This is a genomic window from Halorubrum miltondacostae, from assembly GCF_041379815.1.
GTDB lineage: Archaea > Halobacteriota > Halobacteria > Halobacteriales > Haloferacaceae > Halorubrum > Halorubrum miltondacostae.
Map to the genome: position 1 here is coordinate 139,456 of NZ_JBEDNY010000002.1, position 22,836 is coordinate 162,291.

The following is a 22,836-nucleotide window of genomic DNA, read 5'->3' on the forward strand; positions in this document are numbered from 1 at the left end:
AGATGGCGGGTATGGATGCGACAGCCTCGGACCGCGACGGTCCGGACGTCTGCGTCATCGTCCCGACGATACGCGAGTACGAGTGTCTCCGCGACTACGTGGCGAACGCCCGCGAGCACGGGTTCGACGTCTCCCGGCTCCACTTCGTCCTCGTCACGGAGGACTTCTGTGACGTCGAGAAGATGCGCGCCATGCTCGACGACCTCGACGTCTCCGGCGAGGTGTTCGACGGCAGTCGCCGCGAGGCGTGGTACGAGGCCAACGGCGTCGCGGAGTACGGCCACGTCGTCCCCGCCGCGAGCCACGCCGAGACGAGCTTCGGCCTCCTGTACATGTGGGCCGACGAGTCGTTCGACTACGGCGTGTTCATCGACGACGACACGCTCCCGCACGACGACGTCGACTACTTCGGCCGCCACATGGAGAACCTGGCGTTCGGCGGCGAAATCGAGCGCGTGCGCTCCGACGAGGACTGGGTGAACGTTCTCTACGATAACGCCGACGAGCACGGCCTCTACCCGCGCGGCTACCCCTACTCGGCGATGGACGAGACGGTCGAGACGGACTCGGTCGCGGTCGACGCCGGCGAGGTCGTCGCCTCGCAGGGGCTCTGGACGAACGTCCCCGACCTCGACGCCGTCCGGATCCTGATGGACGGCGACCTCGAGGGGCAGGCGCAGACCCGGACGACCGCCGACGACTTCGGCGAGGACTTCGTCGCCGCGCGCGGCAACTACCTCACGGTCTGCTCGATGAACCTCGCGTTCCGCCGCGAGGTGATCCCGGCGTTCTACCAACTGCCGATGGACGACAACGAGTGGGACGTGGGCCGGTTCGACGACATCTGGTCGGGGCTTTTCTTGAAGCGCGCCTGCGACGTGCTGGGCAAGCGGATCTACAACGGCGACCCGCTCTGCGAACACAACAAGGCCGCGCGGTCGACGTTCAACGACCTCGCGAACGAGGTCGCCGGGCTGGAGCTGAACGAGCATGTCTGGGAGGTGATCGACGAAGTGGGTGCCGACGCCGACTCGTACGCGGCCGTCTTCGACGCGATGGCCGACGCGCTCGCGGCGGGCGACTTCGAGGAGTGGAACAACGGCGCGTTCCTCAACCACTGCGGCGAGTACATGCGCGACTGGCTCGACTGCCTCGACGCGATCCGCCGGACGCCGGCGCCGGCGGACGACTGAACCGACACGACTAAAACCATTTAGGCAAGCCTAAAAGACATGACGAACCACGATCTCACAGAGGCGGACGTGAACCGGAGGCGGTTCCTCGCGGGCGCCGGCGCGGTCGGCGCAGTCGCGCTCGCGGGCTGTACGGGCGACGAGACGGACGACGGCGACGCGCAGTCGTCGATCGGACAGATCGGCTCCGGCCGCGAGGGGCGCGGGCTCCCGGGCGGGACGCCCATCTCCGAGATGCCGGACCTGTCGGGCGAGCTGACAGTGTACTCCGGCCGCAACGAGTTCCTCGTCGGGCCGCTCGTCGAGTACATCGACGAGCAGTACCCCGACCTCGATCTGACGGTCCGGTACGCCTCCTCCACCGACCACGTGAACGCGATCATCAACGAGGGGGAGGGGTCGCCGGCGGACGTGTTCTACTCGGTGAACGCGGGGTCGCTCGGCGCCCTCGCGAGCGAGGGGCGCACGCAGGCGGTCCCCGACGACGTCGCCGAGCTGGTCCGCGAGGAGTTCCGCACCGACCAGTGGATCGGCACTTCCGGCCGGGCGCGCACGGTCCCGTACGACAGCGGCGAGTACGACGCCGAAGACGTGCCGAGCGACATTATGGCGTTCCCGGAGGCGTTCGACGGCGACCTCGCGTGGGCCCCCTCCTACGGCTCCTGCCAGGCGTTCGTCACCGCCATGCGGATCCTCGAAGGCGATGAGGCCACCCGCGAGTGGCTCGAGGCCGTCGTCGCCTCCGGCGCGACCGCGTACAACGACGAGTTCCGCGTCTGCCAGGAGATCGCCGACGGGAGCGTCGACGCCGGGTTCACGAACCACTACTACATCCAGCGCGTCCTCGACGGGAGCCCGGACGCGACGATCGACACCGCGTTCACCGAAGGCGACGCCGGCGCGGTGTTCAACGTCGCGGGCGCCGCGGTGATCGACACCGCCACCGACGCGACGCTCGCCGGCAACTTCGTCCGGCACCTGCTGTCCGCGGAGGCGCAGGACTACTTCGCGCGCTCGACGTTCGAGTACCCGCTCATCCCCGACGTGGATCCGATCGGCGACCTCCCGTCGATCGACGAGCTCGACGTCCCGGACGTCGACCTGACGGAGCTCTCCGACCTGGAGGCCACCGTCGACCTGATGCGCGAGGCCGGCGTCGACGTCTGATCCGTCTCGCCCCGTGTCGTCCCGCTCCGACCCCTCACTCCTCGCGCGGCTCGCGGCCCGGCTCCGTCAGCGCCTCGCTCGCGCGGACCGGACCGCCGCGGCCGCGGCCTGCGTCTCGCTGGCCGCGGGGCTCCTGACGTTCGCGGTCGCCGCGACCGTCTTCTCGCACCACTCCGCGAACCACGACGAGGGCGTCTACCTCACGCAGGCCGCGCTCCTGCTCGGCGGCCAGCTCGAGTTCCACGCCGGCGCGCTCGCCGACGCCGTCCACCCGTGGTTCTTCGTCGAGGACGGCGGCCGGCTCTACCCGAAGTACAGCCCGGTCCCGGCGGCGACGTACGCGGTGTCGATGGCCCTGTTCGACGAGCCGCGGGTGACGCTCGGCGCGATCGCCGCCGGCAACGCCGCGCTCATCTACCTGCTCGGCGGGACCGTCGGCGGGCGCCGCGCCGGGCTCGCCGCGGCCGCCCTGTTCGCGGCGTCTCCGATGGCAATCCTGACCGGCGCGGCGTTCCTCCCGTACGCGCCCACGACCTTCTTCAACCTCCTGTTCGCGGTCGCGTACCTCCGGAGCGTCCGTGACGGGTCGACCGCGGCCGCGGGCGCCGCCGGCGTCGCTATCGGGGTCGCCTTCTTCGCGCGCCCGTTCACCGCGGTGCTGTTCGCCGCGCCGTTCATCCTCCACGCCCTGTGGCGCGTCGGATCGGCGGTCGCAGCCGAGGGCCTGTCCCCGTCGTCGCTCCCGGACACGGTCCGCAGACACGGGCTGACGGCGCTGTTCGGGACGCTGTTCGTCGGCGTGACGCTCGCGTACAACCTCCGGATAACCGGCTCCGCGTTCACCTTCCCGTACCAGGCGTTCGCGCCGATGGACGGGCCTGGATTCGGCGAGCGACGGATCCTGGGGCACTCGGTCGAGTACACCCCGGCGCTGGCGCTCGAATCGAACGGCTACGCGCTGTGGGAGCTGGCGACGCGCTGGGTCGCGGCCGGCCCGCTCGGGACGCTGCTCGCCGCCGTCGGCGGCGCGGTCGCGGTCCGGCGCTGGCGCGACGGCGTCGACCTCGCGGCCGGAGGGGACCGCACTCAGCCCGACGGCTCGCCGGCGTTCCGGCAGACGGCGGCGCTGATCGTCGCCGGGATCGCCGTCTCGGTCGTCGTCGGGAACCTGTTCTTCTGGGGGACGCACAACGCGCTCGCGACGCTGTCGGACCCGACCGACGGGCTCGCCGCGCTGTTCGGGCCGTTCTACCACTTCGACCTGCTCGTGCCGCTGTCGGTGTTCGGCGGGCTCGCCGTCGCGGCCGGGGCGCGGGTGCTGCCGCGGCTCCGCGCCCGTCTCGTCGCGCGGACCGGCTCCGAACGGAACGCGCGCGCCGCGGTCGCGGTCGCCGTCGCCGTCGCCGTCGCCCTCGTCGTCGCCTCCGGTGCCGCGGTCGCGACCGCGGCCGACCCGGTCCAGCGCAACGCGGGGATCGACGCTAAACACGAGGCCGCGTACGCGCCGTTCGACGAGGCGGAGTTCGCGAACGCGCTGGTGTTCGTCCCGACGCCGTACGGCGAGTGGCTCGCGCACCCGTTCCAGCGGCTCCGGAACGGCCCTGGGCTCGACGGCGACGCGGTGTACGCGCTCGACCGCGACCCGGTCGAGGACTTCGCGGTCCTCGACGCCTACCCGAACCGTACGCTCTACCGCTACGGCTACCGCGGCGCGTGGACCGCCGACCCCGAGTCGCGCGTCACGCCGAAGCTGGAGCCGATCGACGTGCGCTCCGGCTCGCGGGTCGCGGCCGAGACGACGGTCGGGGTCCCGGAGCGCGTCGAGAGCGCGCGGGTCCGACTGGAGACCCGCCGCGGCGAGGAGCGCGCGGTGTACGACGTGCCCGACCCCGAGGCCGGCGACCCGCTCGCGGTCGAGTGGTCGGTCGGCGAGGACGGGGTCCGGCTCGCGGGCGCGCCCGACGGGCCGGTGACCGTCGACCCCGCGGGCGACGTGGCGATCCTCACCGTGACGCTGTTCGCGCCCGACGGCTCGACGTTCACCTACCGGCAGGAGATGACGGTCCGAACCGCGGGCGGCGAGGCGGTCGGGGACGGCGAGGCGAACGCGAGCGCCGCTGACGTCGAGGTCGTCTGGCCCCCGGAGCGGTCGGTGTGCCGGCTCGTCACCGACTGTGGGAGCGAGGGGACGTACCTCCCCGACCGCCCCGGCGAACACGCCGAGTGGGTCGTCTTCGAGACGGAGGCCGAGGCGAGCGACTCCGGCGAGTGACTGAAGACCCCTCTGACAGTCGGGCGTCGCCCGACGACCTCGTGCGTGCGACTCGCGCCCCGCGGGCGGTCGTCCGCACACGCCACCGCGGTGGTCGTCTATCTGTAAACGACTGGCGTCGTCACTCAGGGGATAAAAACGTCGCCGGCGGCGGCCCACTGTGCCCACAGTGTACGTCTGGACCGCCATCCGACGACCGCGTCGAGGGGAGAAGCGCCCTCAGAACCGCCGCAGCTGCTCTTCAAGACAGACGGTGACGATCGACTTCGCGATGGCGACCCCGCCGCCGATCGGGTCGAGCTTCGTCTCGCCGAGGCGCTCGGCGTACCGGATCGGGCGCTCGCGGACGTCGTAGCCGCGCATCAGCGGGCGGATGAGGAGCTCGGCGGAGAGGCCGGTGTTCTCGGTCCAGCCGATCTCCTCGACCACCTCGCTCCGGTACGCGCGCATCCCGGTGGTGGTGTCGTGGACGCGCTCGCCCATCAGGAGGGAGGCGACCGCCGCGAACGCGTGGTTGCCGAAGCGGTTGAACGCCGGCATCGCCTCCGCGCCGTGGTAGAGCCGGTCGCCGCTCACCACGTCGGCCCCGTCGTTGATCTCGGCGAGGAACTCCGGCAGCGCGTCCATCGGGTAGGTGTCGTCGCAGTCGGTCGTGACGACCACGGGCCGGTCGGGCGTCAGGACCGCCTCGCGGACGGCGACGCCGTACCCCTGCGGCTCCTGTTCGATGACCCGCGCGCCGTGTTCGCGGGCGATCTCCGCCGTCCGGTCCGAGGAACCGTCGACGCAGACGACTTCCGCCTTCCCGTCCGTGACGCGCTCGATGTCTTCGAGCACCGTCGCGATCGCCTCCTCCTCGTTGTACGCCCCCATCACGACGCTGAGGTCGTCGAAGGTGTACTCGCCCGCGTCCGCCGCGCTCGCGGTCTCGTCGTCGTTTTCCGCCGCGTTCGCGGCCTCGCTCTCGTCGTCGGCCGTCGCGCCCACGGCGCTCGCGGACCCGTTCGTCGCGTGTGCTGAGTCGCTCATTACCCGCATCTCCGCTCGCACGCACTTGAGTTTTTAGGTTTACCTAAAATAGTGGCGACGAGCCGTCAGGTCCGCCGCGAGAGCCGGGCGTCGACGTCGTCGGCGACGCGGAGCGCCAGCGCGGCGATGGTGAGGGTCGGGTTCATCGCGCCGCTCGTCGGGAACACCGAACTGGAGGCGATCCAGCAGTTGTCGAGGTCGTGCGTGCGGCAGTCGGCGTCGACGACGCCGCGGTCGGGGTCGTCGCTCATCCGCGTCGTGCCCATGTGGTGGTAGGCGGGGCCGGTCGCGTCCGGGCCGGCGACCCATTCGACGTCGGCCCCGAGTTCCTCCAAGATCGACACCTGGATCTCGTTCGCCCGCTCGATGGTGTCGAGCGCGCGGTCGCCGACGGTCCACTCGATCCGCGGGACCGGGTTGCCGCGGTCGTCCGTCCGGTCGTCCGCGAGCGTCACGCGGCTGTCGGCGTCCGGGCGCTGCTCGACGAGGCCGCCCATCGCGACGTGGTTGCCGTACTCGCTTCGCAGCCGGTCGCGGAGCGAATCGCCCCAGTCGTCGCCCGACAGCGCCGACTCCACCGGCGAGGGGCCCGCGTAGTTGAAGAACTCGAGCTTGAACGGGGCCTGCTCAGCGTTGGCCTCGTCGTAGAACTGGTCGCAGGCGCTGGTGTAGAAGCCGACGTGGTTCTGTCTCGTCGGCTCGTCGAGCGTGCCGCCCGCCCCCGCGAACAGGTGGTCCATGAAGAACTCCCCGACGTGGCCGCTCCCGTTCGCCAGCCCGTCGGGGTAGCGGTCGGAGGCGGACAGCAGGAGGAGCCGCGGGGTCTCCACCCCGCCGGCCGCGACGACGAAGGCGTCGGCTTCCTGCCGGTGTTGCTCCCCGTCGGGCGTCGCGTAGACGGCGGCGGTCACCCGGTCGTCGCCGTCGTGTTCGAGGCGCTCGACCGGCGCGCGGTCGATCACGGTCGCCCCCCGCTCCTCGGCGCGCTCGACGTGAACCGTCGCGTCGTACTTCGCGCCGCTCGGGCAGACGGGCTGACAGGTGCCATAGCCGACGCAGGGAGACCGCCCTTCGTAGGGCTCGGAGTTGCGCGCGTTCGGCACCGAGTGCATGTCGATCCCGAGCGACTCGCAGGCCTCGGCGAACAGCGAGTCGCTGTAAGAGGGCTCGAACGGCGGCATCGGGTGGGGCTCCTCGCGCGGCGGCGCGTAGGGGTTGTCGGACGCGCCCGCGACGCCCAGCTCGCGCTCCGCCGCGGCGTAGTACGGCCGCAGGTCGGCGTAGTCGATGGGCCAGTCGGGGCCGACGCCGCGCTCGCTCCCGGAGTTGAAGTCGTCCTCGTGGAGCCGCATCACCATCCCCTGCCAGTGGAGCGTCGACCCGCCGACCCCCTTCACGCGGGCGTGGTTCAGCGGGTAGAACCGGTCGCCTGCGCTCTCGTGGGCGTCGCGCTCGCCGCCCACGTCCCAGACGTCCGGCCGGCCGTAGGACGGCCGGATCGCCCGCTCCTGTCTGGCGACCCGGTCGTCGGGGTCGAACCGCGGCCCGGCGTCGAGGACCACCACGTCGCGGTCGCCCGCGAGCCGGTCGGCGACCAACGCCCCCGCGGGGCCGGCGCCGACGACGCAGACGTCCGCGTCGGCAACGGGAGTCCGGTCGATCCCGTCGACGTCCGACCGCTCGCCGCCGGAGCTCTCCGCGCCGCTCACGGCGGCCCCCGCTGGTAGCTCTCCGCGCCGCCAGGGTGTCCCTGCGGGTTCTCGATGCCGACGAGCTCACCGCCGGTCGGCGAGGCGTACAGCGCGAGCAGCAGCTCGTTGACGACGTAGTACCGGACCCGCTCGGCGGTCGTTCCGTCGGGGTCCTCGTCGGCGGCGTCGGCCCCGACCTCCCGGAGGAGCCGGTCGCGGTCGGCGGCGTCGAGGTCGGCGACCGGCGCGCCGTGCCACGAGTTCGCGAGGTGGTTCAGCTCCGCGACGGTCTCGCGGACTCCCGTCGCGTGCGCGGAGCCGTCCAGCCGCCCGGCGAGGAAGGCCTCGACGAACGCCTCGACGCCGGCGAGGTCGGACGGGTAGACGACCGACGCGACGGCGGTCAGCGTCTCGCGCACGGTCTCGTCGTCGCTTGCGACCTCGCCCGTCTCGGGGCCCTCGTCCGGGTCGCCGTCGCGACCCCGGTCGGCGGCGACGCGCGCACCGAGCGCGACCCCGCCGCTCGCGCCGAGCGCGGCCAGCGCCGCCGCCGCGTCGCGCCGCGTCAGTTCCATGCGGTTTTTAGGCAACCCTAAACTAATATATCCGTCGGAGCGCGGTTGCCGCCCCCGTCGAGAGCGCGCCGTCGAACCGCACCCGCGGCCGGATCGGAACCCCTAACGGCGGTTGCGACCATCCTTCGACCGAAGCGACCACGCCCGGATCATGAGCCCGATATCCCGGATCCGCGACCGGCTGACCGACGGAAAGGACCGCCTACCGCTGGGGCTGACGCTGCTCTCCGCGGCGATAGCGGCGACGCTCGTCTTCCCGCTCGGGTGGCTCGTGATCGAGGCGGTCACCGTCGACCCCGCCCGCGCAATCGACCTCACCCTCAGCGTCCGCACCGCCGAGACGGTCCTCAACAGCCTGCTGTTGATGATCGGGGTCACGGCGCTGTCGATCGCGATCGGCGTCCCGCTCGCGTACCTCACCGCCCGGACGGACCTCCCGTTCCGCCGGTTCTGGGCGGTCACGGCTGCGCTCCCCCTCGTCGTGCCGAGCTACGTCGGGGCATTCTCGTTCGTCTCCGCGTTCGGCCCCCGCGGCGAGTTCCACGAGATCCTCTCCCCGCTCGGTATCGAGCGAGTCCCGGAGATATACGGCCTCTCCGGGTCGATACTCGTCATCACGCTGTACACGTACCCGTACGTCTACCTGACGACCCGGGCGGCGCTGCTGTCGTTCGACACCACGCTGCTGGAGGCGGCCCGGACCCTGAACCACGGGCGGCTCGCCTCGTTCCGGAAGGTGACGCTGCCCGCGATCCGCCCGGCCGTCGCCGCCGGCTCGCTGCTCGCGGCGCTGTACGCGGTCTCCGACTTCGGGACCCCGTCGATCATGCGGCTGTCGGTGTTCACCCGCCAGATCTACGTCGAGTACCGCTCCTTCGGGAGCGACTACGCCGCGCTGCTCTCCCTCCAGCTGCTCGTCGTCGTGCTGTTCGTGCTCGCGCTGGAGTGGCTCGTCCGCTCCGACGCCTCCTCGCACGGCGACGACGCGGGGCGCACCGACGACCGGGTGTCGCTGGGGCGGCTGCGGTGGCCGGCGACGCTGCTCCCCGCCGGGGTGTCCGCGGCCGCGCTGCTCGTGCCGCTGTGGATCCTCGGCCTGTGGCTGGTCCGCTCGGAGACGGGCCGCCGCCCCTCGATGGCGTTCGAGCCGATATACGTCGTCAACTCCGTCTCCGTCTCCGCGGCCGCGGCCGTCGTCGCCGCGCTGGCGGCGATCCCCATCGCCTACTTCGCGGCCAACCACCGCTCCCGGCTCGCGACCCTGTTCGAGCGCGCGACGTACGTCGGCTTCGCGGTGCCCGGCATCGTCCTCGCGCTGGCGCTCGTCTACTTCGGCTCCGGCTACCTGCCGTGGATCTACCAGACGCTGCCGCTGCTCGTCTTCGCGTACGTCGTGCGCTTCCTGCCGCAGGCCGTCGGGTCGAGCCGGACGTCGATCCTTCAGGTCGACCCGCGGCTGGTGGAGGCGGGCCGGACGCTCGGCGAGTCCTCGCTGGGGACGTTCAAGCGCGTCACGCTCCCGCTCACCCGCTCGGGGATCGTCGCGGGCGCCGCGCTCGTCTTCCTCACGACGATGAAAGAGCTGCCGGTCACGCTCATCCTCCGGCCCTCGGGCTTCGAGACGATCGTCACGCAGATCTGGCGCGCGCAGGAGTCGGCGCTGTACCAGTACGCCGTGGTGCCGACGCTCATCCTCCTGCTCATCTCCGGGCTCTCGATGGTCGTCCTCCTCGCGCAGGAGGGCGGCCAAGAGGGGCTGTGAGGATAGACTACGACCGCACCCCGGCAAATCGCCCGGCGGGGCTCACCGCGACGCCCTACTGCTCGTTCACTGTACTGACACAAAAGAGCAATACCGAACCGCGGATCGACGGGCGCGTCGATCAGTCCGCGGCGGACGTCTGCTGTTGCCGCGTCACGCGGAGCGAGGTGACCGTCGTGTAGAGCACCGCGAACGCGACGACGACCGCCGCGCCGATGACGAGCACCAGCCCGAGCAGTTCGAGCGTCGAGTTGCCCAGGTACGAGCCGACCTCGCCGATACCCACGGCGATGGAGCCGACCAGCAGCATCCCGCCGAAGTACACCTTGATCTCGTCGGAGTCGACGACGGCGGTCGCGGCGGAGCCGACGCGCGCGCCGAGCGCGCTGCCGAACAGCAGCGGCGCGACGATGCCGAGGTTGACGCCGCCGCCCTGGCCGTAGAGGTAGCTCCCGAGGCCGCCCGAGAAGACGATCTCGAACAGGTCCGTGCCGACAGCGACGGGGACCGGGACGCCGATCGCGTAGATCATCGCCGGCATCCGGATGAAGCCGCCGCCGACGCCGAGGAACCCGGACAGGACGCCGGTCGCGAAGGCGACGGCCGTGATCACCCACGCGGACACGCGGACGTCGCCGCGGAGCGTCACCATCGGCGGGATCCGGACGGTGCGCTGGATCGTCTTCGCGATCTCCGGGATCTCGTACTCGTCTAAGTCCTTGTCGGCCGCCTCGTGGTCGACGCCGCCGCCCCCGTCGCCCTTCAGCGCGTCGCGGGTGACCATCGCGCCGACGCCGCCGAGCAGGACGACGTACGCGACGCTGATGACTCCGCCGGCGAGCCCCATCGACTCGAGGTAGTAGACGCTCGCGCGCCCCGCCTCGATCCCGATGGTCGTCCCGGTGATCATGATCACGCCGAGCTTGTAGTCGACCTGCCCGAGGTCGTGGTGTTTCAGGGTCGCGATGACCGCCGTCCCGAAGACGAACGCCATCCCGCTCCCGACCGCGACGGGCGCCGGGTAGTCTAACATTAGCAGGGCCGGCGTGACGAGGAACGACCCGCCCATGCCGAAGAACCCGAACAGGACCCCGACGACGAGGCCGAACCCGACGAACAGCGCGAGCATCTCGGGGCTCGTGTCCAGCACGCCGAGCCCGCCGAGGGCGCCGACGAGGCTATCGAGCACTCGAGTCACCCCCGACGACGAGGTCCATGAGGTACGGCCCGACGAGCCGTTCGAGGCCGCCGTAGCCGGCGTAGAGGACGAACGCCTCGAAGAGGATCACTCCGATCAGGAGGGCCGTCTCCGGGTCCCAGGTCGGAATCTCTAGTCCTGCCATCGGTTCACCCTCCGACTGCCGCACGCGGTAATTCGACTTTGGCACATTTCTGCTCAACTCATCCTACCTGCTTCGAGGGTATAACGGTTTTGGGCTAGTCGTACAAGACTATATTCCGGTAACCTCGGTCGGAGTACCGATAACTTACAGCGAAGGTACGGGGCCGGAACCCGGGCGATCGGCCGGTCGACGTCTCGGGCGCCGAAAGTGTCGTTCTCCGAACAAAACCGTGTTATCGTCGCTCGCCGAACGTGTCTCCATGAGAGCCCTGTGCGCGACCGACCTGTCGGCCGCCAGCGAGGCGACGATCGAGAACGAGACCTGTCTCGACTGCCTGGGTCGCATCGGCGTCCGGACCGTCCACCTCGTCACGGTCGTCCCGGCGAACGTCCACGCCGGGATGCCCGGCGTCGACTTCGAGGAGCGCCGGCGGCGGGGGCTCGACAGGTACCGGTCGGTGATCGAGGACGCGGGGTTCGGCGTCGAGACGCACGTGGTTCGCGGGACGCCGCACCGACGCCTCAACGGGCTCGCCGAGACGGTCCGCGCCGACCTGTCGGTCGTCGGCTCGCGGGGACAGAGTCCGCTGGAGAACCGCGTGATCGGCTCGACCGCGCGCAACCTCGCGCGGACCACCGTCGTCCCGCTCTTGGTCAACCGCGTCGAACGCGCGGCCGACGACCCGGACGTCCTCCGCGAGCACCTCTTCCGGCGGATCCTCTTCGCCACGGACTTCTCCGAGCACGCCGACCGGGCGTTCGACGCCTTCTCGTACCTCCGGCACGCCGCCGAGGAGGCGACGCTCGTCCACGTCCGGTCGCCGAAGGACGGCGGGCCGGCCGACGGCGTCGACCCGGACGAACGGTTGGCCGAGCGGGCGAGCACGCTGGAGGCGTGGGGGATCGAGACGCGGACCGAGGTCCGCCGCGGCGACCCCGCAGAAGAGATCCTCGCCGCCGAGGCGGCGATGACGCCGTCGACGGTCCTCGTCGGATCGAAGGGGCGGAGCCGCATCCGACGGCTCCTGTTGGGCAGCGTCTCGGAGGAGGTCGTCGCGCGCGCCTCGGCCAACGTCTTCCTCGTCCCGCCGCCCCGGGCGGTCTGAACTCCCCGCCGCGCGCGACCGCGTCCCTCGGAGCTACAGCAGGAGGAACGCGGTCGCGTACGCGAGCGCGAACGACAGCGCGAACGAGCCCGCCCACGCGCCGATCGTCACGCCGATCTTCCGCGCGTCCACCGCGCTCCGTCCGCCCACCGCGGCCCCGCTCCCGATGATCGCGCTGACGACGATCTCGTTGAACGAGACCGGCACGCCGAGCAGCACCGCCAGCTGCGCGATCAGGAACGACGGGACGAGCGCGGAGATGGAGCGCCGCGGCCCGAGCGACGAGTAGTCCTGCGCGAGCGACTTGATCATCCGGGGCGCGCCGGTCCACGAGCCGGCGAGCATCCCGAGCCCGCCGCCGACGAGGACCGCGGTCGCCGAGACCATCCCCACCTCATCGAGGAGCGGGAGCAGCGGGCCGACGGCGAGCCCGACCTGGCTCCCGCCCGCGGAGAAGGCCACCAGCGACCCGAGCGCGAGCAGGACCCGCCGCAGCCCGCCCGCCTCGTCGCGGCGCACGTCCCACCAGACGACGCCTCCGACCGCCAGCGCCGCGCCGGCGGTGACGGCGACGCCCCACGCGGTACCCTCAAGCGCGAGGGTGCGCTGTACGACGCCGCGGACCGTCCCCGGCGCGCTCCCCGCGCCGAGGAAACTGAACCTGACGTTCGCGAGGACGGCGCCGACGAGGCCCGCGAGCACCGCGACGCAGCACCGCTCGGGCGCGCCGGGCCGCGGGAGGACGCTCGCGATCCCGAACGCGAGTCCGCCGCCGACGAGCGGCGTCAGCGCCCAGACGGCGGCGATCTGCTGGTACTTCCCCCAGACCGGCGTCCCGCCGAGCGCGAGCCCGACGCCGATCACCGCGCCGGTCACGGTGAACGCAGTCGCGATCGGGATCCCGGTCGTGATCCCGATCGCCATCAGCCCCGCGCCAAGGAGGAGCACGAGGATGACGCCGGCGACCGGGAGGCTGATACCGCCCACGAGGCCGCTGCCGACGGCCTCCGAGACGTTGCTCCCCTGCGTGACCGCGCCGGCGAAGCCGAAGACGCCGACGAGCAGGGCGGCGCGCATCGTCCCGATGGCGTTCGCGCCGACGGCGGGGGCGAACGGAGTCGCGCCGCTCGACCCGGCGCCGATCACCCACGCCATGAAGAGGCTCGCGAGCGCTGCGGCGACGAAGAGGGCGACGAGCGCGGGGTCCATCGCGGCGGGGCCTCAGTCCGCGCCCGCCGCGGCGGCCTCGGGGGCTCGACTGCGGCTCCGCCAGTACCCCTGCGCGTACGCGCCGAGGAACATGCCCCCGAGCGCCCACAGGATGGTGACGTTGCCGACGCCGAGGCTGGCGTACGCGGCCCCCGGACAGATGCCGGAGAGCCCCCAGCCGACGCCGAACACCGCGCCGCCGACGAGCACGTTCCGGTCGAACGGCTTCAGCCGACGCTCGTACCGGTCGCCCGTGAGCGGGGCCGTCTCCCGGATCCGCGGCAGCAGCGCGAACGCGACTCCGGAGACGATCGCGGCCCCGAACATGACGAACGGGAGGCCGAGGTCCTCGAACAGGAGGAAGTTCACCACGACCTCCGGCCGCGCCATGTGGCTGAACCCGAGCCCGAAGCCGAATATCAGGCCGCCGACGAGCACCAGCGGCTTGAACAGCGGATGCCGCTCAGCCATCTACGGGCTCACCCCCAGCGCCGCGACGACCTGTGCGGTGCCGATCGCCACGGTCAGGAACGTCGCGACGCCGACCAGTGAGGTCTTCGACGCCGAGCCGACGCCGCAGACGCCGTGGCCGGACGTGCACCCCTTCCCGATGCGGGTCCCGATGCCCACGAGGATCCCGCCGAGGAACAGCCGCCACGGCTGGACGTCGGTCGACCACAGCGTCACGCCGGCGACCTCGTACAGCGTCCCGGTCGTTCCGGGCTCGTACAGCGAGGTCGTGACCACGCCCGACTGGACCGTCGCGGCGAACGCCAGTCCGCCCAGGACGATCCCGGCCGTGAACACGACCCGCCAGTCCCGGGAGGCGACGTATCGCTGGAACCGCGACTGGTCGGAGACGTACGACAGCGTCGACTCCAGGAACGTGCTCGCTCCCGCCGGGATGCCCGTACCGACGTAGATCACGACGGTCCCGAGTCCGACGAGCAGCCCGCCGACGGCGTACCGGCTGATCCCGTTGGGGAACAGCTCGGCCACCGCCTGAAGCAGTACGAGGGAGGTCGCCATCGGGGGCGTTAGTCACCCGCGAGCGACTCTTGACTGGCCGCGCAGTTGTTCGGGCCGAGCTCGAGCGTGAACGCCTCGTCGTCGTCGACGGCGTTCTGCCCGAGGTTCGTCGCGATGATCTCCTCGTAGTTGGCCGGTCGAGGCGGCATGTCCGAGAGGATCAGGTCGACGAACGACTCTTCGTCCATGGTGAGCGCGTCCATCTCCTCGACGAGCTGGCCGATCGGGGCCGTGTAGGTCCCGTCGGCGGCCCGCTCCGCGGCGTCGCTGAAGTGCGCGCCGCCGATCAGGGTGTCGTCGGGCAGCGCCAGCACGCGCTCCTGGAGCGACTCGTACAGCATGCGCGCGGCGTCTGGCGCGCCCTCGTCACCCTCCTCGAGGTCGGGGCGGGCGACGCTCTCGACGAACAAGCCGTCGCCAGTCGCGAGCAGCCCGTCGTCGAGGAGGTACGAGGTCATTCCGGTCGTGTGGCCGGGGGTGTGGACGGTCTCGATCGTCGCGTCGCCGACCACGAAGGCGTCGCCGTCGGCGGCGGTCGTCAGGTCGTCGGCGTACGTGACGCCGCGGTCGACGGCGGCCGCCGGGATGACCCCCTCGACGCCGTTCGCGTCGAGGTCGCGCACGCCGGAGATGTGGTCGGCGTGGACGTGGGTGTCGAGGGCGTACTTCAGGTCGACGCCGAGGTCGTCGGCGTCGGCGAGGTAGCGGTCGGTGAACGCCCGGAGCGGGTCGATGATCGCGGCCTCCCCGCCGTCGTAGAGGAGGTATCCGAGACAGCCCGAGGAGGGGCGCTGGTACTGGAGGAGCGTGCCGGCCCCGTCGTACCCCTCGACCTCGACGGTCTCGTAGATGCTCGCCCAGCCGTTCATGCCGTCCTCGAGGTGGTCGACGTCGTACCCGCGCTCGACGAGGGTCCCCGCGACGTACTCGCTGGCGCCGCCCTTCGCGCAGAGGACGGTCACCGGGCGGTCGTCGGGGATCCGGTCGAGGACGTCGTCGTCGATGTCGTCTTCGAGGAACTCGAAGTACGGCACGTTGATCGAGGTGACGTTCTCGCCGTCGATGCGCCACTCCTCGTAGTCGGACTGCATCCGCGTGTCGAGGAGCGTCACGTCCTCGCCCGCGTCGATTCGACTCTTCAACTCGTCCGGTGCGATCGTGTCTACGTCGGCGTCCGGCGCCGGGAAGTCGTTGGCGTCCATCTTCTACACCCCATCGTACCGGTTGGATATAGAAAAACGTTCGGATAGTAATTCAACAAACTCACAATATTAGATAGCCGATGAGGCGCATATAATGGTCTAAACACGTGTTTTCGGCAATTTTAGGGAGTCTCGCACACATTGGTCGTTCGCAGTTTACCCAAGAAACAACATTCTTTTAACCTTCGCAGGGATATTGTGTGATAGCTCCAATACGACCAACGGAGCAGATACACAATGAGTGCCGAATTCGACATCGCGGAGACGCTCGACGTGAAAGGCGCATCGTGCCCCATGCCGGTGGTAAAGACGAAGTCCGCTATCGACGACCTCGACGCGGGTGCGGTCCTCGAAGTGCTGGCGACCGACCCCGGCAGCGTGAGCGACCTCGACGGCTGGGCGGACGGGACCGCGGGCGTCGAGCTCGTCGGCCAGGAGGAGGGCGACGACGTGTACAAACACTACGTCCGCAAGACGGAGTGACGATGAGCACGGACACGCCCGACGCGGCGGCCGACGACGCCCCCTCGCGCGCGGAGCTGGCCGCGCGGATCGACGAGCTCGAGGGCGCGCTCGCCGCGGCCACCGACGAGGACGACGGGAAGAAGATGAGCATCATCGCGACGAAGGGCACGCTGGACATGGCGTACCCGCCGCTCATCCTCGCCAGTACGGCCGCCGCGTTCGGCTACGACGTGACCGTCTTCCACACGTTCTGGGGGCTCGACATCCTCCACGAGGAGCGCTCGAAGAGCCTCAAGCTGAGCTCCGTGGGCAACCCGAACATGCCCGTCCCGAACGCCGTCGCCGCGCTCCCCGGCATGGACAGCGTGACGACGAAGATGATGGAGCGGCGGATCGCGGACAACGACACCGCCACCATCGAAGAGCTCCTCGAGACCAGCCTAGACATGGGCGTGGAGTTCCAGGCCTGCCAGATGACCATCGACCTGATGGACTACGACGAGAACGACTTCTACGACGGCGTGACCACGGGGGTCGGTGCCGCGACCGCCCTCCAGGACATGGCCGAAGCCGACATCCAGCTCCTGGTGTGACCTCCGCCCCGTCGAGCGTCTCGACGGCTCCAGTCGTTCCGGCCGCCGATCGGTAGCCGGACGTCGAAGCTAGCCGGACGCCGAACGCTAGCCGGACGCCGAACGCCCACCGCTGCCTCGCAATTTCTCGCCCCGTACCCAAAGACATTTTATTTCACACCCAATACTGTACACAATGGTACTCCCAATCGACCCGAGCCAGATCGACCCCGACGACATCGGCGAGGCACAGACGACGCTGGAGATGGGCCACGAGGAGGCGATCGAACATGTCCGAGACGTCTTCACCGACGCCGGCTTCGGCGTGCCGGTCGAGTTCTCCCCCTCGGAGATGCTCAACGAGAAGATCGACGCGGGCCGCGACCCCTACTACGTGCTCGGCGCGTGTAACCCCGAGGTCGCCGACCGCGCCCTCGACGCGACCGACAACACGATCGGCGCGCTGATGGCTTGTAACGTGGTCGTCTGGGAGGAGGAGCCCGGTCACCAGCGCGTCTACCACGTCTCCATCATGCGTATCGCCCGCCTCCTGGACATGTCGGTGGATGACGACGAGATGGCGTCGATCATCGCCGACACCGGCGAGCTCGTCGACGAGGCGTTCGCGAACCTCTAGTCGCGTTCCGATCCCGCACCTACTTATTCGCGACCGACGACGGACCGGCATGAACCTCGCCGATGCGCACGTCCTCGTGACCGGCGGCGCGGGGCTCGTCGGGAGCCACCTCGTGGCCGCCCTGCTCGACCGCGGCGCGACCGTCCGCGTCGCCGACGACCTCTCGAAGGGGACCCGCGACCGCGTCCCCGACGGCGCGGCGTTCATTGAAGCGGACATGACCGACGCCGACGACGTGGCGCGCGCGGTCACCGACGACCTCGACGTCATCTTCCACTTCGCGGCGTACACGGACACGAACTACGACGACGACCACACGCTGTTCGAGGAGAACACCGAGATGACGTACAACGTCTTGGAGCGCATGCGCGAGGTCGGCGTCGACCGGTTCGCGTTCACCTCCTCGTCGACGGTGTACGGCGAGGCCCCCCGTCCGACCCCCGAAGACCACGCCCCGCTCGAACCGATCTCGATCTACGGCTCCGCGAAGCTCGCCGACGAGGCGCTGATCTCGACGTTTGCGCACTCGTACGGCGTCCGGTCGTGGGTGTTCCGGTTCGCGAACATCGTCGGCCCGCGCCAGCGCGGCAACGTGATCCCGGACTTCATCGAGAAGCTGGACGACGACCCGACCGAACTGGAGATCCTCGGCGACGGCCGTCAGGAGAAGTCGTACATGCACGTCTCGGAGTGCGTCGACGCCATCCAGCACGTCGTCGAGGGCGCGGACGACCCGTACAACGTCTACAACCTCGGGACGCAGACGACGACCGCCGTCACCGACATCGCCGACATCGTGAGCGAGGAGCTCGGCGTCGATCCGGAGTACGCCTACACCGGCGGCGACCGTGGCTGGACCGGCGACGTGCCGAAGATGCGCCTGTCGATCGCGAAGCTCGCCGACCTCGGCTGGGAGCCGTCGATCGAGAGCGACGAGGCCGTCCGGCGCGCGGCCCGGCAGCTGATCGACGAGATCGTCGAGTAGCGCGCCCGCGAACCGCGCCGACCCCTCAGCCGTCGCCCGGCTCGTCGGACTCGGTCACCGGGATGGCGATTCGCTCCTGCTCTTCCTCCGCTCCGTCGACCGGTCGTCCGCCGTCGGGCAGCATCTCCGGGCCGTCGAAGCTCGCCTCGACGTCGTCGACGACGGCCCCGGCGACGTACCCGGTCGCGCCGCCGAGACCGGACGCGATCCCCGCGGCGAAGGGGCCGGCCCGCGACCCGGCCGCCGCGCCGACCCGCGCGCCGATCTTCGCCGCGGTCCGAGCGGTCGGTCGGGCGTCGCCGTCGTCGGACCCGAACGGACAGGACTTGCGCTTTCCACCGAACATCATGTGTGTAAATGGCTCACAGCCACTTGTATGATCGGCTCAGGGGTCGTTTCGAGGCGCCGACGTGGCGATTCTCGGTGATCTGTCGTCCCCCCGCCGCCGACGAAGACGCGCCGGAACGCGACGCGGCACCGATCCGTCCGGCGAGCCGTGTCCGCACCCGAACCGGAGGGGTTCCCGAACGCGGACCGTGCCGCGCTTTCGGGATACCGGTGTCACAGACCGCCGGAACGCGGCGGCGTCGCGGTAGGGGTACGGAACGCTATAGAGCACAACGCGCTGCGCTTCCCGTGGAGATCCGATCTGGCCTGGCGGCGATCTCAGACGACTGCCACTCTTCGTCCGCGTCGCGTCCACCGCACGGCGGAAACGCTTCCGCCACTGACGGCCGGCCAGAGCGCTTGGAGCGGCACGTCGACGTGGACTCTCGACGGGGAACCGGTGCCGTACGTCGACGGCGAACACTGGTACGACTCTCTCGACTCGATCGGTCGCGCGGAGATCGACGCCGAGCCGCTTCGGAAGGGCCTTTTAACCCGCCCGTCGAACGGACGGTATGTTCCGGCAGTTCCGGTCGGAGGTCGAGGCGGCGCTCGCGGACGCGCTGGCCGAACTCGACCTCCCGACCGACGACCTCGGCATCGAACGCCCGCCCGACGACATGGACGCGACGCTCGCCTCCAGCGTCGCCTTCCGACTCGCGGGCGAGGTCGGCGACGCGCCGCCGAACGTCGCGGCGACGGTCGCCGAGGCGGTCGCGGTCGACGACGCCGACTACGTGGCGGGCGTCGACACCGCGGGGCCGTACGTCAACTTCCACGCGAACGAGCGCTACCTCGCCGACACGCTCGACGCGGCCGCGGTCGACGCCGACTACGGCGCGCTCCCCGACCGCGACGCGAGCGTCGTGGTCGAGCACACCAGCGCGAACCCGACCGGGCCCGTCCACGTCGGCCGCGCGCGCAACCCGATCGTCGGCGACGCGGTCGCGAACCTGCTGTCGTACGCCGGCTACGACGTCGACCGCCACTACTACGTCAACGACGCCGGGCGGCAGATGGCGGTGTTCACGTGGGCGTACGAGCGGTTCGACGAGTCGGACCTCGACGCGGAGCCCGCGCGCGACCGCGCAGAGTACGACCTCGTGCGCTACTACCGGAAGGGGAACGCCTTCCTCGAGGAGGCGGACGACGACGCCGTGGAGGCCGCCGAAGCGGAGATTCAGTCGATACTCCAGGGGCTCGAGGCGGGCGACGAGGAGACGTACGAGCGCGTCGGCGAGGTCGTCGACGCCGTCCTCGGCGGGATGAAGGCGTGTCTCGGCCGGCTCCCGGCCGAGTTCGACGAGTTCGTCAAGGAGACGCGGTTCATGCGCGACGGCTCCACCGACGACATCGCGGGCCGGCTGAAGGAGACCGACCACGCGGTCTACGAGGAGGACGCCTGGCAGCTGGAGCTCGACGAGTGGGGGATCGATAAGAACCTCGTCTTCCTGCGCTCGGACGACACGAGCCTCTACACCACCCGCGACCTAGCGCACCACGAGTGGAAGTTCGACAACTACGACCGCGCCATCACCGTGCTCGGCGAGGACCACAAGCTCCAGGCCGACCAGCTCGACGCGACCCTCGAACTGCTCGGCAACGACACCGACCGCCTCGGCCACGTCATCTACTCGTACGTCAACCTCCCCGACGGGAAGATGTCGACGCGGCAAGGGACGGGCGTGATGCTCGACGACCTGTTGGACGAGGCCATCGACCGCGCCCGCGACGCCGTCGAGTCGCGCATGGACGACCGCATCCGCGACGACGACCTCACCGACGAGGACGTCGAACGCATCGCCCACCAGGTCGGGATCGGCGCGGTCCGGTACGACATCGTCTCGAAACAGCCCGCGAAGGCGATCACCTTCGAGTGGGAGGACGCGCTCGACTTCGAGGCGCAGTCCGCGCCGTTCGTCCAGTACGTCCACGCGCGCTGCGCCGGCATCCTCGGCGAGGCCGCCGCCGCCGGGATCGACGTGCCCGGCGTGACCGCGGACGCCGACGGCGACGTCGACATCGAGGCGCTCGACGTGGACGCGGGCGCCTTGGAGACCGACGCGGCCCGCGCGCTCCTCCGCGAGGTCGCGCGCTTCCCCGCCGCGATCGAGGCCGCCGCGGACGACTTGGAGCCGCACACGATCGCGACGTTCACCCGCGAGTTCGCGGACGCGTACAACGCCTTCTACCGCGAGTGTCCGGTCGTCACCGCCGAGACCGAGGCGCTGCGCGACGCGCGGCTCGCGGTCGTCGCGGCCGCGAAGCATACGATGGCGAACGCGCTCGACGTGCTGGGTGTCGAGGCGCCGGAGTCGATGTAGGCCGCGGGCGCGCCGCGCTCCGTCCCCGAGGCGGGGTCCGGAGGCGTCCCGCCGCTAAACCCGGAGGAGAACGACGCTCTCCACCGCATCGACAGGTCAAAGATTACTTACACGCACGCGACCGTATTCGGAACAATGAGTAGCGACGCACAGGAGGCAAACGCAGACCGCCGGAAGTACGAGTTCCGCAAGGTCATCGAGGAACTCACGGAGTACGAGGGCTCCGGCACGCAGCTCGTCACCATCTACATCCCCGAGGACAGGCAGATCTCCGACGTGGTGGCCCACGTCACCCAGGAACACAGCGAGGCGTCGAACATCAAGTCCAAGCAGACGCGGACCGCCGTCCAGGACGCGCTCACGTCGATCAAGGACCGCCTGCGCTACTACGACACGTTCCCGCCCGACAACGGGATCGTGATCTTCTCCGGGGCCATCGACAGCGGCGGCGGCCAGACCGACATGGTCACCCGGACGCTGGAGTCGCCGCCACAGCCCGTCCAGTCGTTCCGCTACCACTGCGACTCCGAGTTCCTCACGGAGCCGCTCGAACACATGCTCGAAGACTCCGGGCTGTTCGGGCTCATCGTCTTAGACCGCCGCGAGGCGAACGTCGGCTGGCTGAAGGGAAAACGCGTCGAGCCCGTCAAGTCCGCCTCCTCGCTCGTCCCCGGCAAACAGCGGAAGGGTGGCCAGTCCGCACAGCGGTTCGCTCGGCTGCGGCTAGAGGCCATCGACAACTTCTATCAAGAGGTGGCGGGGATGGCGAACGACCTCTTCGTCGACAAGCGCCACGAGCTCGACGGCATCCTCGTCGGCGGCCCCTCGCCGACGAAAGACGAGTTCCTCGACGGCGACTACCTCCACCACGAGCTCCAAGACAAGGTGCTCGGGAAGTTCGACGTCGCGTACACCGACGAGTCCGGGCTGAAGGACCTCGTCGACGCGGGCCAAGGGGCGCTCGCGGACCAGGAGATCGTCCAGGACAAAAACGACATGGAGGAGTTCTTCGAGAAGCTCAACACCGGCCGCGAGGCCACGTACGGTTTCGAACAGACCCGCCGCAACCTGATCATGGGGTCTGTCGACCGCCTGCTCATCTCCGAGGACCTCCGCTCCGACGTCGTCGTCTACGAGTGCCCGAACGGCCACGAGGAGTACGAGGTGGTCGACGCCCGCCACTCGACGCCGGACCACGAGTGCGACGAGTGCGGCGAGGCCGCGTCCGCCGAGGAGCGCGAGGACGTCATCGAACACCTGATGGCCATCGCGGAGCAGCGCGGCACCGAGACGCGGTTCATCTCCACGGACTTCGAGAAGGGCGAGCAGCTGCTCGACGCGTTCGGCGGCATCGCCGGCATCCTGCGGTACTCGACTGGCGTCTAAGAAGCTCCGCGAAAGGCCACGACCGCGCTTACTGCTGCTCCGGTTCGACCGGCGTCGCCGCGATCTCGAGGCACGCGCAGGCGTCGGACTCGGGGTCGAAGCAGTCCGGACACTCCGGCTGGCGGTCGATGATCGTGTCGAGCCGCTCCGCGACCGTGTCGTCGATGACGGCCTCCAGCTCCCGGGCCTCGGCCTGGAAGTCCTCGACCGCGAGGACGTTCGCGAGGAACCGCTCGATGATACAGTAGGTCTGGAGGGCGTCTCTGGCCCGCACGATGCCGTCGTCGGTGAGCGTGACACCCTTGTACTTCTCGTGTTCGGCGAGCCCGCGCTCCTCGAGCTTGCCGATCATCTCGTTCGCGCTGGCCGGGCTGACGCCGAGCGCGTCGGCTATCGATCCGGTCGAGGCGGGGCCGTCCTCGCTGTCCTGTACGACGTATATGGTCTTGAGGTACTGGTCTGCGGTGTTCACGGTGCTCCTCCGTCGGCGCTCGTCGGCGACT

At 70.2% G+C, this 22,836-nt stretch carries 22 protein-coding genes; 11 read left to right on the forward strand and 11 right to left on the reverse strand.

Going from position 1 to position 22,836, the window contains the following annotated elements:
• Positions 1-11 precede the first annotated feature (11 nt).
• The 3 genes from ABNG04_RS06190 to ABNG04_RS06200 are packed head-to-tail and all read left to right on the forward strand — an operon-like array spanning position 12 to position 4,632.
• The gene (locus ABNG04_RS06190) at positions 12-1,193 is read left to right on the forward strand and encodes an alpha-1 4-glucan-protein synthase (protein WP_371160989.1); all 1,182 of its coding nucleotides are present in this window, start codon (positions 12-14) and stop codon (positions 1,191-1,193) included.
• 39 nt (positions 1,194-1,232) lie between these two features.
• Positions 1,233-2,360 (forward strand): extracellular solute-binding protein, encoded by a 1,128-nt coding sequence (locus ABNG04_RS06195; protein ID WP_371160991.1) that lies wholly within the window; start codon positions 1,233-1,235, stop codon positions 2,358-2,360.
• A gap of 13 nt (positions 2,361-2,373) precedes the next feature.
• The gene (locus ABNG04_RS06200) at positions 2,374-4,632 is read left to right on the forward strand and encodes a DUF7846 domain-containing protein (protein ID WP_371160993.1); all 2,259 of its coding nucleotides are present in this window, start codon (positions 2,374-2,376) and stop codon (positions 4,630-4,632) included.
• A gap of 219 nt (positions 4,633-4,851) precedes the next feature.
• Here the strand turns inward: ABNG04_RS06200 and ABNG04_RS06205 are convergent, their stop codons facing one another.
• The 3 genes from ABNG04_RS06205 to ABNG04_RS06215 all read right to left on the reverse strand — a co-directional run bounded on the left by ABNG04_RS06205 (position 4,852) and on the right by ABNG04_RS06215 (position 7,927).
• Positions 4,852-5,661, reverse strand: a complete 810-nt coding sequence (locus ABNG04_RS06205) for a dolichyl-phosphate hexose transferase (RefSeq protein WP_510952314.1) — start codon at positions 5,659-5,661, stop codon at positions 4,852-4,854.
• Between the two features lie 65 nt (positions 5,662-5,726).
• Entirely contained in the window at positions 5,727-7,370 is a 1,644-nt protein-coding gene (locus tag ABNG04_RS06210) for a GMC family oxidoreductase (RefSeq protein ID WP_371160995.1), read from the reverse strand.
• Positions 7,367-7,927: a gluconate 2-dehydrogenase subunit 3 family protein gene (locus tag ABNG04_RS06215; protein WP_371160997.1), complete on the reverse strand. Its 561-nt coding sequence runs from the start codon at positions 7,925-7,927 to the stop codon at positions 7,367-7,369. The genes ABNG04_RS06210 and ABNG04_RS06215 overlap by 4 nt, the downstream gene beginning before the upstream one ends.
• A 151-nt stretch (positions 7,928-8,078) precedes the next feature.
• On the opposite strand from ABNG04_RS06215, the gene ABNG04_RS06220 reads away from it, so the two are divergent.
• Complete coding sequence (locus ABNG04_RS06220) at positions 8,079-9,689, forward strand: ABC transporter permease (protein WP_371160999.1); 1,611 nt, start codon at positions 8,079-8,081, stop codon at positions 9,687-9,689.
• A 121-nt stretch (positions 9,690-9,810) separates the two neighbouring features.
• Here the strand turns inward: ABNG04_RS06220 and ABNG04_RS06225 are convergent, their stop codons facing one another.
• Together ABNG04_RS06225 and ABNG04_RS06230 are read right to left on the reverse strand one after the other, a co-directional pair.
• Complete coding sequence (locus ABNG04_RS06225; protein WP_371161937.1) at positions 9,811-10,818, reverse strand: sulfite exporter TauE/SafE family protein; 1,008 nt, start codon at positions 10,816-10,818, stop codon at positions 9,811-9,813.
• A gap of 49 nt (positions 10,819-10,867) precedes the next feature.
• On the reverse strand, positions 10,868-11,032 hold the full coding sequence (locus ABNG04_RS06230) for a DUF7512 family protein (protein ID WP_008444452.1): 165 nt from the start codon (positions 11,030-11,032) through the stop codon (positions 10,868-10,870).
• A gap of 259 nt (positions 11,033-11,291) precedes the next feature.
• Between ABNG04_RS06230 and ABNG04_RS06235 the strand changes: the two genes are divergently transcribed.
• Positions 11,292-12,137, forward strand: coding sequence for a universal stress protein (locus ABNG04_RS06235; RefSeq protein ID WP_371161002.1), 846 nt, complete (start codon positions 11,292-11,294; stop codon positions 12,135-12,137).
• A 33-nt stretch (positions 12,138-12,170) separates the two neighbouring features.
• Here the strand turns inward: ABNG04_RS06235 and ABNG04_RS06240 are convergent, their stop codons facing one another.
• The 4 genes from ABNG04_RS06240 to ABNG04_RS06255 are packed head-to-tail and all read right to left on the reverse strand — an operon-like array spanning position 12,171 to position 15,577.
• The gene (locus tag ABNG04_RS06240; protein ID WP_371161004.1) at positions 12,171-13,346 is read right to left on the reverse strand and encodes an inorganic phosphate transporter; all 1,176 of its coding nucleotides are present in this window, start codon (positions 13,344-13,346) and stop codon (positions 12,171-12,173) included.
• A gap of 12 nt (positions 13,347-13,358) precedes the next feature.
• A complete protein-coding gene (locus ABNG04_RS06245; RefSeq protein WP_371161006.1) occupies positions 13,359-13,817 on the reverse strand; it encodes a YeeE/YedE family protein in 459 nt (152 codons plus the stop codon).
• Positions 13,818-14,375: a YeeE/YedE family protein gene (locus ABNG04_RS06250; protein ID WP_297886729.1), complete on the reverse strand. Its 558-nt coding sequence runs from the start codon at positions 14,373-14,375 to the stop codon at positions 13,818-13,820.
• 8 nt (positions 14,376-14,383) lie between these two features.
• Positions 14,384-15,577, reverse strand: a complete 1,194-nt coding sequence (locus tag ABNG04_RS06255) for an MBL fold metallo-hydrolase (protein WP_371161008.1) — start codon at positions 15,575-15,577, stop codon at positions 14,384-14,386.
• 237 nt (positions 15,578-15,814) lie between these two features.
• On the opposite strand from ABNG04_RS06255, the gene ABNG04_RS06260 reads away from it, so the two are divergent.
• The 4 genes from ABNG04_RS06260 (at position 15,815) to ABNG04_RS06275 (ending at position 18,236) form a co-directional block, all read left to right on the forward strand.
• Positions 15,815-16,060 (forward strand): sulfurtransferase TusA family protein, encoded by a 246-nt coding sequence (locus ABNG04_RS06260; RefSeq protein ID WP_371161010.1) that lies wholly within the window; start codon positions 15,815-15,817, stop codon positions 16,058-16,060.
• A gap of 2 nt (positions 16,061-16,062) precedes the next feature.
• Positions 16,063-16,635: a DsrE/DsrF/DrsH-like family protein gene (locus ABNG04_RS06265; protein WP_371161012.1), complete on the forward strand. Its 573-nt coding sequence runs from the start codon at positions 16,063-16,065 to the stop codon at positions 16,633-16,635.
• A 175-nt stretch (positions 16,636-16,810) separates the two neighbouring features.
• Complete coding sequence (locus tag ABNG04_RS06270; RefSeq protein WP_371161013.1) at positions 16,811-17,251, forward strand: DUF302 domain-containing protein; 441 nt, start codon at positions 16,811-16,813, stop codon at positions 17,249-17,251.
• 49 nt (positions 17,252-17,300) lie between these two features.
• Complete coding sequence (locus tag ABNG04_RS06275; RefSeq protein ID WP_371161015.1) at positions 17,301-18,236, forward strand: NAD-dependent epimerase/dehydratase family protein; 936 nt, start codon at positions 17,301-17,303, stop codon at positions 18,234-18,236.
• A 25-nt stretch (positions 18,237-18,261) separates the two neighbouring features.
• Here ABNG04_RS06275 and ABNG04_RS06280 read toward each other — a convergent pair whose 3' ends face one another.
• Positions 18,262-18,582: a hypothetical protein gene (locus ABNG04_RS06280; protein ID WP_371161017.1), complete on the reverse strand. Its 321-nt coding sequence runs from the start codon at positions 18,580-18,582 to the stop codon at positions 18,262-18,264.
• A 556-nt stretch (positions 18,583-19,138) separates the two neighbouring features.
• Here ABNG04_RS06280 and argS point away from each other — a divergent pair.
• Positions 19,139-20,947 carry an arginine--tRNA ligase gene (argS, locus tag ABNG04_RS06285; protein ID WP_371161018.1) on the forward strand — a complete coding sequence of 603 codons (1,809 nt, stop codon included), beginning with the start codon at positions 19,139-19,141 and terminating at the stop codon, positions 20,945-20,947.
• A gap of 135 nt (positions 20,948-21,082) precedes the next feature.
• The gene (prf1, locus tag ABNG04_RS06290; protein WP_371161020.1) at positions 21,083-22,333 is read left to right on the forward strand and encodes a peptide chain release factor aRF-1; all 1,251 of its coding nucleotides are present in this window, start codon (positions 21,083-21,085) and stop codon (positions 22,331-22,333) included.
• Positions 22,334-22,361: 28 nt separating this feature from the next.
• Here the strand turns inward: prf1 and ABNG04_RS06295 are convergent, their stop codons facing one another.
• Complete coding sequence (locus tag ABNG04_RS06295; RefSeq protein WP_297886738.1) at positions 22,362-22,805, reverse strand: metal-dependent transcriptional regulator; 444 nt, start codon at positions 22,803-22,805, stop codon at positions 22,362-22,364.
• Positions 22,806-22,836 lie beyond the last annotated feature (31 nt).